The 11964-nt window shown below is 71.5% G+C and carries 13 protein-coding genes; 6 read left to right on the top strand and 7 right to left on the bottom strand.

Annotation, left to right across the window (positions count from 1 at the left end):
• Window positions 1-92 precede the first annotated feature (92 nt).
• Window positions 93-1154 (top strand): MFS transporter, encoded by a 1062-nt coding sequence (locus Q4I23_RS24520; RefSeq protein WP_498527944.1) that lies wholly within the window; start codon window positions 93-95, stop codon window positions 1152-1154.
• Between the two features lie 130 nt (window positions 1155-1284).
• On the top strand, window positions 1285-2316 hold the full coding sequence (dctP, locus tag Q4I23_RS24525) for a TRAP transporter substrate-binding protein DctP (protein WP_376995330.1): 1032 nt from the start codon (window positions 1285-1287) through the stop codon (window positions 2314-2316).
• Window positions 2317-2394: 78 nt separating this feature from the next.
• Here the strand turns inward: dctP and Q4I23_RS24530 are convergent, their stop codons facing one another.
• The 4 genes from Q4I23_RS24530 to Q4I23_RS24545 all read right to left on the bottom strand — a co-directional run bounded on the left by Q4I23_RS24530 (window position 2395) and on the right by Q4I23_RS24545 (window position 7336).
• Window positions 2395-3096: an SDR family oxidoreductase gene (locus Q4I23_RS24530; RefSeq protein WP_498527945.1), complete on the bottom strand. Its 702-nt coding sequence runs from the start codon at window positions 3094-3096 to the stop codon at window positions 2395-2397.
• Window positions 3097-3236: 140 nt separating this feature from the next.
• Entirely contained in the window at window positions 3237-3362 is a 126-nt protein-coding gene (locus Q4I23_RS24535; RefSeq protein ID WP_280526488.1) for a hypothetical protein, read from the bottom strand.
• Window positions 3363-3569: 207 nt separating this feature from the next.
• Window positions 3570-4700 (bottom strand): glycosyltransferase family 9 protein, encoded by a 1131-nt coding sequence (locus Q4I23_RS24540; RefSeq protein WP_498527946.1) that lies wholly within the window; start codon window positions 4698-4700, stop codon window positions 3570-3572.
• Window positions 4697-7336, bottom strand: a complete 2640-nt coding sequence (locus tag Q4I23_RS24545) for a tetratricopeptide repeat protein (protein WP_498527947.1) — start codon at window positions 7334-7336, stop codon at window positions 4697-4699. The genes Q4I23_RS24540 and Q4I23_RS24545 overlap by 4 nt, the downstream gene beginning before the upstream one ends.
• Window positions 7337-7444: 108 nt before the next feature.
• Between Q4I23_RS24545 and Q4I23_RS24550 the strand changes: the two genes are divergently transcribed.
• Genes Q4I23_RS24550 through Q4I23_RS24560 form a run of 3 tightly spaced genes read left to right on the top strand, consistent with a single transcriptional unit; the run spans window position 7445 to window position 9062 of the window.
• The gene (locus Q4I23_RS24550) at window positions 7445-8170 is read left to right on the top strand and encodes an RNA polymerase sigma factor (protein ID WP_498527948.1); all 726 of its coding nucleotides are present in this window, start codon (window positions 7445-7447) and stop codon (window positions 8168-8170) included.
• Entirely contained in the window at window positions 8167-8598 is a 432-nt protein-coding gene (locus Q4I23_RS24555) for a hypothetical protein (protein ID WP_498527949.1), read from the top strand. The genes Q4I23_RS24550 and Q4I23_RS24555 overlap by 4 nt, the downstream gene beginning before the upstream one ends.
• Window positions 8595-9062: a periplasmic heavy metal sensor gene (locus Q4I23_RS24560; protein ID WP_454020641.1), complete on the top strand. Its 468-nt coding sequence runs from the start codon at window positions 8595-8597 to the stop codon at window positions 9060-9062. The genes Q4I23_RS24555 and Q4I23_RS24560 overlap by 4 nt, the downstream gene beginning before the upstream one ends.
• Before the next feature lie 4 nt (window positions 9063-9066).
• Here the strand turns inward: Q4I23_RS24560 and Q4I23_RS24565 are convergent, their stop codons facing one another.
• Window positions 9067-9597, bottom strand: a complete 531-nt coding sequence (locus Q4I23_RS24565; RefSeq protein ID WP_498527950.1) for an ankyrin repeat domain-containing protein — start codon at window positions 9595-9597, stop codon at window positions 9067-9069.
• A 28-nt stretch (window positions 9598-9625) separates the two neighbouring features.
• Window positions 9626-10546: a transcriptional regulator GcvA gene (gene gcvA, locus Q4I23_RS24570; RefSeq protein ID WP_454020643.1), complete on the bottom strand. Its 921-nt coding sequence runs from the start codon at window positions 10544-10546 to the stop codon at window positions 9626-9628.
• A 117-nt stretch (window positions 10547-10663) separates the two neighbouring features.
• Between gcvA and Q4I23_RS24575 the strand changes: the two genes are divergently transcribed.
• Complete coding sequence (locus Q4I23_RS24575) at window positions 10664-10876, top strand: YjiS-like domain-containing protein (protein WP_454020644.1); 213 nt, start codon at window positions 10664-10666, stop codon at window positions 10874-10876.
• Window positions 10877-10889: 13 nt separating this feature from the next.
• Here the strand turns inward: Q4I23_RS24575 and Q4I23_RS24580 are convergent, their stop codons facing one another.
• Window positions 10890-11816, bottom strand: a complete 927-nt coding sequence (locus tag Q4I23_RS24580) for an MBL fold metallo-hydrolase (RefSeq protein WP_498527951.1) — start codon at window positions 11814-11816, stop codon at window positions 10890-10892.
• Window positions 11817-11964 lie beyond the last annotated feature (148 nt).

Consider the following 11964-nt stretch of genomic DNA (forward strand, 5'->3'; position numbering starts at 1 on the left):
CCCCCCCCCCCCCCCCCCCCCCCCCCCCCCCCCCCCCCCCCCCCCCCCCTATTCAAGCAGAAGACGGCATACGCGATAGCTGTTATAGTCTCGTGGGCTCGGAGATGTGTATAAGAGACAGCTACAGCGCCGCCGCCCTGGTGTCGGCCTTCGCCGGGCTGGTGGTCCGCCGCTGGGGCGCCGGGACGGTGGGAGTCCTGGCGCTGGCGCTGGGTCTGGTCGGTTGCCTGGGACTCGCCACCGGGTCCCTGTGGGTCGCGGCGCTGGCGTCGGTGCTGCTCGGCATCGGCTACGGGCTGGTGAACCCCTCCTCCTCCCACCTGTTGAACCGCTTCACCCCGCCGGCGCGGCGCAACCTTGTCTTCTCGCTGAAGCAGACCGGCGTGCCGCTGGCCGGCGTGCTGGCCGGGCTGACCCTGCCGGGAATCGGCGAGATCGCCGGCTGGCGCGGGGCGGCGCTGGCGGTGGCCACCATGTTCGCCCTGCTGCTGGTCCTCTTCGCGCCGGGCCGCCGGGTGTGGGACGACGACCGCAGCCCCGGCCTGCCGATCCGCGGCAATTTGATGGAGGGGCCGCGGCTGGTCTGGCGGGTGCCGGCGCTGCGCGGCTTCGCGCTGATGGGCTTCTTCTTCTCGGCGATCCAGCTGTCGCTGATGGCTTTCACGGTGAACATGCTGGTGCACGACCTGCACTGGTCCATCGTGTCCGCCGGGCTGGCCGTGTCGGTGATGCAGGCGGCGGGAGCAGCGGCGCGCATCGGCTGGGGGCTGCTAGCCGACCGGCTGCGCTCCGGCGTGGCGGTGCTGGGCGGGATCGGCGTGCTTTCCGCCAGCGCCGCATTGGCCACCGCCGGCCTGGGACCGAACTGGCCGGTGCCCGCGGTGATCGGCGTGCTGACGGTGTTCGGCATCGCCGCCATCGGCTGGAACGGCGTGTTCCTGGCGGAGGTGGCGCGGGTCGCGCCGAAGGGAACGGCCAGCACGGCGACGGGCGGTGCCCTAATGTTCACCTTCTCCGGTGTGGTCGTCGGGCCGGCCCTGTTCGCCACCCTGTTCAACACGGTCGGCAGCTACGGTGAGACCTTCGCCCTGATGATGGCCTTCCCGCTGGCCGGGGCGGCAGCCGTCCTGTTCTGGTCCCGCCGCAAAAGCTGACGGTGGCGCTCACCGGCCCATCGCACAGAGTTGTCCGTACAATAATGTTGGCACTCCCCACTGTTTTCCCTTATGATCGTTCGGACAAGCGGGCCAGAAGCGTCCGAACGCAGTCATGGGAGGGAAGCCAATGTTCAATCCGTCACTCTTCAGGCCATTCTGGGCGAAGACGCTGCTGGTCGGAATGACCGTGGCCGGGCTGGCCGCCGGGACGCCGGGCCAAGCCCGCGCGCAGGCGGCGCCGGTCGAGATGGTGATGACGGACGAGATCGCGACGTCCCACTGGACCGCCAAGATGATGGACGAGTATGCGGCCCTCATCGAGGAGCGCTCGAAGGGCCGCATCAAGCCGAAGGTCTTCCATTCCGGCACGCTCTACAAGGACAAGGACGCCGTCGCCGCCCTCGGGTCGGGCGCCGTGCACATGGTCTGGCCGGTCAGCGTGCAACTTGAGAGCATCGCCCCGCAGTATGGCGTGGTGAACCTGCCCTTCGCCGTCACCGACGCCGCGATGTCCAAGCCGGAAACCGCGCAGGAGGTCTCCAAGCTGCTGTCCGGGCTGGTGTCCGACAAGGGCATCCGCGTCATGGGGCTGATGCGCACCGCCGACCTGATCTTCCTGTTCAAGGACAAGGAAGTCGACTCCGTCGGCGACCTGAAGGGCAGCAAGATCCGCCTGACCGGCGGCCGCGTCCTGCAGCTTCTGATGCGCGACTTCGGGGCCAGCCCGGTGTCGATGCCCGCCTCTGAAATGGCGGCGGCGCTGATGCAGGGGGCCATCGACGGCATCTACACCTCCGCCGGCGGCTGGGAGATGGTCGGCACCAACGCCGCCAAGGTCGCCTCCCTGGTGCCGGGCATGAGCCTGCTCACCTACTCGGTCCTGGTCGACGACAAGTGGATGAAGGGCCTGCCCGACGACCTGCGCCAAGTGGTGGAGACGACCACCAACGAGATCATCGCCAAGCAATGGCAGCGCGCCATCGACGCCGACAAGAAGACCATGGACCAGATGATCGCCCAGGGCGGTCGTCTGGCCGTGGCTCCCGAGGCGGAGCAGGCGAAGTTCCGCGAGATCGCGAACAAGGTCAACCAGGACTATGTCCGGCGCTACCCTGAGGTCTGGAAGCAGTATCAGGCCATCGTCGGCAACAAGAGCTGAGGCGATCCCCCTCGCTTCACCTCGCGGTGCGGGCGGCGTTCCGGAAGGGGCGCCATCCGCACCGTTTTTTTTGTGTGCTCAGACCGACCGCATGAGGCCGCCGTCCACCCGGATGTTCTGTCCGGTGATGTAGCCGGCCCCGTCGGAGGCGAGGAAGGCGACGGTCGCCGCGATCTCCTCGCTCTTGCCGTAGCGGGCCATCGGCACGCCCTGGCGCCGCTCCTCGGTCGCCGGAAGGCTGTCGATCCAGCCGGGCAGCACGTTGTTCATCCGCACATTGTCGGCGGCGTACTGGTCGGCGAACAGCTTGGTGAAGGAGGCCAGCCCGGCCCGCGCGACGGCGGAGGTCGGGAACATCGGGCTCGGCTCGAAGGCCCAGGCGGTCGAGATGTTGATGATCGTCCCGCCCTTCTGCCCGACCATGACCGGTGTCACCAGCCGGACCGCCCGGACGACGTTCAGGAAATAGACCTCGATCCCCTTGTGCCAGTCCTCGTCGGTCAACTCCAGCAGCGCCTTGCGCGGGCCGTGGCCGGCGCTGTTCACCAGCGCGTCGATGCGCCCCCAACGCTCCATCGTCCGGCTCACCAGACGCTCCAGATCCTCGGCGGACTGGTTCGAGCCGGTCACGCCGATCCCGCCCAGTTCCTTCGCCAGAGCCTCTCCCTTGCCGGAGGAGGACAGCACCGCGACCTTGAATCCGTCCGCCGCGAGGCGCCGCGCCGCCGCGGCCCCCATGCCGCTGCCGCCCGCGGTGATGATGGCAACCTTATCGCCCATGATTCGTCATCCCTCTCCTGCCGGAACGGTTCGTCCGTTCCTTCTCTCCTCCTGTATCGCACCGGACGCAGGACGGGGCCAAGGGAAGCGTGCGCGTACCTTCGGGCGCCGATCAAGGACAGCGCCGGATTCAAGGCCGGTCAGAGGGCGAGCAGGAAAGCCAGCGAGGCGATCGGAGCCGCCGTGACGAAGCCGACGGCGACGAAACGCTCGACCGGGCTCCAGGACGCCCAATCCCGCTGAAGCGAGGACAAGAACGACTTCATGATCCCTCACGGACCGACTGATGTTGCAATGCATATAAGATACGGTTTTGGGGGCCGTTCGTGCCAGGGGCGTGGCTTCCGTATCGCGAAATATCGGGGAGTGATGCAAGTCCGCCACAGGCTGGAAAGCGGCACTCCGAAAGGGCTCTGCCGGGCCGGGGCCGTCAAAGGTTGCCCATCGGCCACAGGGACCGATGGGCGGACGGGTCAGGGCGACGCGCCGCCGCTCCCGCCGAACAGGGCGAGGATGCGCGCCGCCGCCAGCTCCGGCAGGATCGAGGCGATGCAGTGCGCTTCGGCCGCCGTGCAGCTTTCCGGCGGACAGGGCGGAAGCGCCGCCGCAGGCCGCAGCACCAGCGCCCGCGCGCACCAGGGGCGGAAGCGATCCGGCGCGTGGAAATGGTTGGGGTCCCCGCCCTCCGGATGGCAGGAGAAGACGGCGACCGGCACCCCCACGGCGGCCCCGAGATGGGCCGGGCCGGAATCCATGGCGATCAGCCCCGCCATCCGCTCGATCACCGCCGCCGCCAAGCGCAGCCCGGTCCGCCCGGTCAGGTCGATAACCCGCCCCGGCAGGGCTGCGGCGATCCGCTCCGCCGCCACCCGCTCCAGCTCCGTGCCGAGAACCGCCACCCGAGTGCCGAGCGCAATCGCCACCACGGCGACCACCGCGGCCAGCCGCTCCGGCGGGTATTCGCGGCGCGAGGCGGCGGCCCCCGGCGCCACGGCGATGATCCGTTCCCCCGCCGCACCGGCCAGCCGACGGGCGGCCTCCGCCCGGTCCTCCGCGGTCAGGTGCAGTTCCACCCCGTCGCCGTCCGGTTCACCGCCGGCGAAGCGCAGCAGGGCGAGGTTCTGCTCCACCTCGTGGCGGCCGGGCGGGGGCGTCAGCCGGTGGGTGTAGGCGCGGTCGAAGCCGATGTTGCCCGAGGCCTTCCAGGGCGTGACCGTCTCGGAGAATCCGACAACGGTGCGGGCACGGCTGTTCGCGGCGAGCGCCGTGGCGCCGTGGCGGTCGAAATCGTAGCGGGGGACCAGCGTCAGGTCGAAGCCGGCGCGGAACGCCTCCGCGAAGGCCGCCGCACCGCCGGGCGTGACGCCGCGCAGATCGATGCCGCCCCCCGGCTTCGGATGGGGAGCCACCACCGCGTCGACATGCGGGCAGGTCTCGGCGAGGTCGGTCACCGCCGGGCGCACCGCCAGCACGATGCGCGCCTGTGGCGCCGAGGCTCGCAGCCCGCGCAGGAAGGGCGTGGCGAGCACGAAGTCGCCCGCCTCGTCCAGCTTCACCACCAGGATGCGCCGGGCGGACGAAAGGTCGAAGACGGCGTCCGTCATGTCGCGCTCATGTCGATGCGGGCGGGCGGCAGAACGGCGCACCAGCGCCGCCACGCCATGCGGTAACCGGCCTCGACCGCCCGGACGTACCCCGTCTCATCCATCAGGGGGGAGCGCGCCATCCGCTCGCGCAAGCCCGCGCGCTGCGCCGCCAGGAAGGCGCGGTCCGTGGCCAGCCGGACGGCGAGCGCCACGTAGTCGTCCTCGCGCTCCACCACCAACGCGCCCAGCCCGACGCTGCCCAGCATCGTGGCGCCCCAGCGCGAGATCATCGCCTCCCCCGCGATGGACAACACCGGCACCCCCATCCACAGCGCGTCGCAGGTCGTCGTGCCGCCGTTGGCGAAGACGGGGTCCAGCGCGCAATCGAGCAACCGATAATCCTCGTAGGGGTCGGGGGCGGTCCCGCGCAGCAGCAGCCGCGATTCCTCAACCCCATGGGCGGCGAAGGCGTCCAGCACCCGCCGCGCCACCCCGCCGCCGGACAGTCCCCGCCACTTCAGCATCAGCCGCGCCTCCGGCACCGCCGTCAGCACCCGGCCCCACAGCGCCAGCGTCGAGGCGTTCAGCTTCGTCAGGTTGTTGAAGGAGCCGAAGGTGAACACCCCCGCCGTCTCCACCGGCGGGCGGGCGGGCGGTGTCGCGGCGGACTCCGCTGGGCGGTAGCACAGCACGCTTCCCGGCAGGCGGATCAGCTTCTCGGTGTGCAGGGCGTCCGCGCTCGCCGCCGCGAAGCGGTGGTCGGAGAACTGGTAGTCCATCGCCGTCAGCCCTGTCGTGTTCGGGTAGAGCGGCAGGCTGACCTGGACCGGCGCCGGGCGGCGGATGAACAGCGGCATGCGGTTGCGCGACATGTGCCCGCCGCAGTCCACCAGCACGTCGATCCCGTCCTCCCGGATCAGCCGCTCCAGCTCGCCGTCCGGCAGGGCCGCGACGTCGCGCCAGCGGTCGGACAGCGCGGCGAAGCGGGCGGTCGCGGCGTCCTTCGGAAGGTCGGCGTAATAGCAGGTCACCTCCACCGCCGACCGGTCGTGGCCTTCGACCAGCGGCAGCAGGAAGTGATAGCCCGGCCCCGGGTAGCGCTGGAAATCCGGCGACAGATAGCCGACGCGCAGGCGGCGCTCCGGGTCGCGGTCCACCGCGGCGAAGCGCGGGACGGCGGGCGGCAGCGGCATCACGGCGCGCTCGAACCGCCGGTGCTCGTCGAACACCGCGCCGAGGTCGGCCTCTTCGGCGAAGCACAGGCAGAACAGCAGGTTGGAGCGCACCTCCGCATCCCCCGGCGCGCGGTCCAGCGCGGCGAGCAGAGCGGCCACCGCCTCGCCATGGCGGCCAAGCGCCATCAGCGCGACGCCCAGGTTGGAGCTGGCCAGCGCCTCCCGCTCCGCCGTGCGCAGGACCAGCGCCCGCCCCAGCAGGGTGAGTGCGTCGTCGAAGGCGCCCGCGTCGATGGCGTGGGAGCCGAGGTTGGTCCAGCCAGCCGCCCCGTCGGGCTGCAAGGCCAGCGCGCGCCGGAACCACGCCCGCGCCTCCTCGGGACGCTTTGCCCGGTGCTGGACGGCCCCGGCGTTGAGGGCATGGCCGGCCTCCTCCAGGTCGGCGCGGACAGCGCGGCGGGCGGCCGCCGCGGCCTCCTCTTCCCGTCCCAAGGCCGACAGCGCCATGCCAAGCCCGGTCAGCGCCGTCGCGGAGTCCGGGGCCAGCGCCAGGGCGTGGCGGTAGCAACGCGGCGCCGCTGCGGGATGCCCCCGTTCCTGCCAGAGGTTGCCGAGCACCAGCAGGGCGTCAGGGGCCGGAGCCAGCGCCGCCGCGCGCTCCAACCACACCGCCCCCTCCCGCCAGGGTCCTGTCGCGGCCAGCGCCGCGCCCAGGATCTTCGCGCCTTCGCCGTGGCCCGGTTCCAGCGCCATCAGCCGGCGACCGGCCTCCGCCGCGCCCGACAGGTCGCCCAGCGCATGGCACAGGCCGGTCACCTGCTCCCGCGCCTGGACGAACAGCGGCGCCAGAGCCACGGCGCGGCGGAAGGCGGCAAGCGCATCGCGCGGGCGCCCGGCGTCGCGCAGCGCGGCGCCCTGGTTGTAGAGCGCCAGCACCTCGCCGGGGACGAGCGCCGACGCCCGCCCGTACCAGTCCGCCGCCGGACCGGGCCGCCCCAGATCGTACAGCGCGTCGGCCAGCGCGTTCACGGCCTCGCCATCTTCCGGCGCCACCGCCAGCAGGCGGCGGAAGGCCCGCGCCGCTGCCTCCGCCTGGCCCAGCTTGGCATGGGCGGCGGCCTCCAGCCGGTGATGATCGGGGACCAGCGGGGCGAGGCGTGCGGCGTGGCCGTAGGCGTCCGCCGCCTCCGCCCAGCGCCCGACGGCTTCCAGCACGCGGCCCAGGTTGAGACGGAAGACCGGCTGGGCGCCGTCCTGCGCCACGGCCTTGTGGATCAGCGCGATCCCCGATTCCGGATCGCCGGTCTGCGCCGTCAGCAGGCCCAGAAGATGCAGCGCGTCGCTCTGCTCCGGCATCTGGCGCAGCACCCGCTCGTAGAGGGGCCGCGCCTCCGCCAGCCGTCCGTTCTGGTGATGGACGACGGCCTGCGCCAGCGTCTTCTGGAGCGTGGCGGGGGATGAATCGCGGCTGGCGCTCATGACGGTCCGTGTGTTTGGCCCGCTGACGGGATTTGGGGGACAGTGCTTCGGGACGCGCAGTGTAGCGCGCCCACGCGGCCGCGGGTACGAATGCCTTGACGCCGCCCCTTGACGCCGTCGGGGTCGACCGGCCGCAAATTTTCGCTCCCGACCGCGCAGGAGGTCCCAAGCGCCCGCGTATCACCACCAACAGGGTTCCTGGAGCCGGCCGGACGGCCCCAGATTCAGGCCAGGACCCGGGAAGGAGCAGAGGATGGCCGCGTGGCGGTGATCGACGAGGATGACGACGAATCGCTGATGGCCGAAACGGCCGTGGGGAACCGGGCGGCCTTCGACCGGCTGACCCGCCGTCACCTGCGCCGGAGCCTCGCGCTCGCCCACCGGGTGGTCGGCAACGCGAGCGACGCGGAGGAGGTCGTGCAGGACGCCTTCCTGCAGATCTGGACGCACGCCGACCGCTGGCGCGGTGACGGCACCCGCTTCTCCACGTGGCTTTACCGCATCGTCGTCAACCGCTCGATCGACTACCGACGCCGCAGGAGTTTCCAGCCGCTCGACGACGCGGTGGAGGTGGCCGACCCGGCCATCGGCGCCGACGGGCTGCTGGCGGAACGCCAGTTCGGTGCGGCGGTGGACGCGGCGATCGCCGCCTTGCCGGAACGGCAGCGGGCGGCGCTCAGCCTGTGCTACTACCATGAGATGAGCTGCGCGGAAGCATCGGAGGTTCTGAAGGTCTCGGTTTCGGCCATGGAAAGCCTGCTGGTCCGGGCGCGGCGTATGGTCCGCACCCGTCTCAACTCCCTGATCCGTCAGAAGGACGGCGACGAGAAATGACACTCAAAGAGTTTAAGCGCTTCGCCGACCTTTACGGCGGCGACATCGACCGCTGGCCCGCGACGGACGGCGTCGATGCCCTGACCCTTCTTGAAGACTCCGCCGAGGCGCGGGCCATCCTGGCCGACGCCGCGGTGCTGGACACCCTGCTCGACCGCGCCGCTCCGGCGGTGGACGAGGACAGCGTGCGGCGGGTGATGGACGGCATCGCCGCGCGGCTCGACGCGCCGCCGGTGGAGCGCCTCCCCGCCCCCTGGACCCTGTCGGCACCGCCCATCCGCTTCTGGCCGGCCGCGGGATTTCTCGCGGTCATGGGGATGACGGGATTCCTCGCCGCTGCCCAGGGAGTCCTGCCGGTGCAACCCCCCCAGGCGAACGGTTACGCGGAGGTGGTGGTGAACAGCAGCTATCTGGGGGCGATCCGATGAGCCGTCCCATCGCCGGTCCAGCCGCCCCGCGCCGTTGGCCCTGGTACCTGCTGGTCGGCTCGCTCGGCATGAACATGCTGTTGGGCGGCATCCTGGCCGCGCAGGCGCTGCACCTCATGCCTCCACCGCCGCCGCCCGATCCCGGCCAGGGAATCGCACGCTTCGTCGAACGCGCGGAGCGTGCGCTGTCGCCTGCCGACGCGGCGATCCTGCGGCGCGGCTACGAGGCGGAGCGCACGTCGATCGAGCGCATGCATCAGAACATGGAGGCGATGCGCCGACAGCTTCACGACAGCATGCAGGCCCCCGCCTTCGAGCCGGAAAGCCTGCGGCGCGCGCTCGAACAGGCCCACGCCGCCGAGGCTGACCTGCGCGGCCGTCTGGACAACCGGGCGATCGAGGTGCTCAGCCAATTGTCGCCCGAGGGACGCCGCAAGCTGCTGGAGATGGGACCACCCCGTTGAACCGTCAGGCCGCCTCCCCGTCGGGCGCCAGCCGGGCGGCGGCGTTCGCGGCCCCCATGGCGAGTGCCGCCTCGCGGGCGGTCAGACCGCGGGCGTCCCGCGCGTCGGGGTCGGCGCCGCGGGCCAGCAGAAAGTCCACCATGTCCACCCGGTCGAACATGGCGGCGGTCATCAAAGCCGTCCGCCCGTCCGGCCCGCAGCCGTCCACCGCGGCCCCCTCCTCCAGCAGAACGCGCAGCACCACGCCGTCCCCCTTGAAGGCGGCGGCGGCCAGCGGCGTCTGTCCGCGGTCGTTCGCCAGTTCCGGATCGGCGCCGTGACGCATCAGGTTGCGGGCCAACTCGGCATGGCCATGATAGCTGGCCAGCATCAGCAGGCTATCGCCCTTGTCGTTGCGCAGGTTGGCCGGCAGGCCCATCTCCAGCAGCTCCGTCAGTTCGGCGGTGCCGCCGGATCGCGCCCAATGGAACAGCTTGCCGGCGAAGGCGATGGTGTCCTCGTCGAGTTCCCTGCGCGGCTCCCCCTGCGCTCCCATGGCGGCGCCCCCCGGTCCAGATTTCCGCTCAAACCGGGGAAACAGCCGCCGCAGCACTTTGTTGCGCCCTCTCGTCGCGCGCCTCCTCCAGCAGCCAGCCGCGGAAGACGGCGACGGCGGGGCGGTCCTGCATGCCCTCCGGACAGACGAACCAGTAGCTGCCGGACGACGCCTCGATCTCCGGAAAGGGCAGAACGAGCCGGCCCGCCGCCACATCCTCGGCGCACAGCATACGGTCGGCAACGGTGGCGCCCATCCCGGCGGCGGCGGCCTGCATCGCCGGGTCCATGGCGTCGAACACCGCGCCCTGGCGCAGCGCCTCGAAGAAGGGCAGCCCCGCCGCGGCCAGCCAGGCCCGCCAGTCCTGCCCCTCCGAACAGCCGTGCAGCAGCGGGATGGCGCCGAGGTCCATCGGCACCCGCAACCGCTCCGCCAGGGCCGGCGGGCAGACCACGGTCAGGCGCTCCGGCAGCACCTCCACGGCGGAGAAGCCCGGCGGCACCTCCCGGCAATAGGGGATGGCGGCGTCGAATTCCTGCGGGTCGAACTCCAGCCCGCTGCTCCAGGCGACGGTCACCCGCACCTGCACGTCGGGGTGCCGCGCCTGGAAACGGACCAGCCGCGGCATCAGCCAGCGGATGCCGAAGGAGAAGGCCACCTTGATCCGCAGGTCCCTTCCCCGCGCGGCCAGCCGCGCCGCCGTCCCGGCGATGCGGTCGAAGGACTCCGACAGCACGGGCAGCAGGGCACGCCCGTCGTCGGTCAGTTCGACCCGGCGGGTCAGCCGCCGGAACAGCGGCACGCCCAGCCACTCCTCCAGCCCCATGATCTGCCGGCTGACCGCGCCCTGCGTCACGCACAGCTCGTCCGCCGCTTTGGAGAAGCTCTCGTGGCGGGCCGCCGCCTCGAAGGCGCGCAGGGCGTGAAGGGGCGGCAGGGCACGCCGCATGGGACGCTCCATGGATGACTTTCGCTCATCCATCTTATGAGAAAGCATGGTTTGTCGTCCACGCCCCGATGCGCGATTTTCGGGCTTCGAGGAATGACCGACCGGCGGGAGGGCCGCATGACGAGCATGAGCGGAACGCACGACAAGCGGCGCAGTGGAACGACCGCCGGCCCCACCGCCGGCTCCTGGCTCTCCCGCCTGACCGGCTGGCGCGAGCGGCGGGCCTTGCGCCGCGCCCTGGCCCGCATGGACGCGCATCTCTGGGCCGACCTCGGCTTCGACGAGGCGGCGGCGCGGGAGGAGATGGACAAGCCGTTCTGGAAAGGGTGAGCGGGCCGGCGGTTCAAGGCCGCCGGTAGGCGCTGCCGTCCTCGGCACGGGCGGGCGTCTTGACGTAGGTTCCGTGGTCCGGCATGGCGATCCGGTCGAAATCGCGGGCAAGCTCATGGAGCGCCGCCCGCATGCCGTCTCCCCGCATGGCGGGGCCATGGCCGGTAACCACAAGCTCGGGCTCAAGCCCCGCCAGCAGCGCCACCGAGTCCCGCGCCTTCTGCCAATCCGTCGTGTAGTACATGGGCGGGCCGTGCATCTCCGGGTCCTGCACCGCCACGGCGTAGGCGGATTCCTGGCGCGTCGTGATGAAGGCGTCGCCCGCGATGAGGCTGCGGTCCGCCGCGCGCCAGAAGGAGACGTGTCCAGGGCTGTGCCCCGGCGTCGCGAGCCAGCGCCATCCCGGCATGCCCGGCACGCTGCCGTCCTCCGGAAGGCGGCGCAGCCGGCCGCCCACATTCACCGGCCCGCGGGGGTAGAGCGGCGCCATCAGGGACATCAGGCCGCCGCCGACCGACGGATCGGGCGGCGGATAGGACGCGCTGCCGTCGAGATAGGGATGCTCCAGCCCGTGGGCGTAGACCGGCGCGTCCCAGCGCCCGGCCAGATCCTCAAGGGCGCCGACATGGTCGAAATGCCCGTGGGTCATCACGATGGCCGCGGGTCGCGAGTCCGGCCCGAAACGCTCCTCCGCCGCCTTGGCGATGAGGCCCGCCGTGCCCATGACGCCGGTGTCGATCAGCACCCATTGCCGGTCGCGGCTGGGCCGATCGCCGGGCCGGTCGCCACCCCCCGGCGCGCCGACGAAGACGACGTTGACGATGGCCAGCCGCCGGTAGGCCAGATCGGGGGCGATCTCCCGCGTGCCGTCGTCGCGCGCCCGGTCCCGCTCCGGATCGTCGGCCCGCCCCGCGGAATCGAGAGGGATCTGCCGTGCCATGCGCCGTCCTCCGTGCTGCGATGGGTGAGGGTCGGCACCGCTCACCGTTCTTAGGCAAACTGAAGGTGCCGGCGATGGTTCCCCGACGCAGGGTGGTGACGGCTACTCCTGTCTCTTATACACATCTCCGAGCCCACGAGACTATAAC

This window comes from Azospirillum sp. UFLA03-27 (assembly GCF_059803775.1).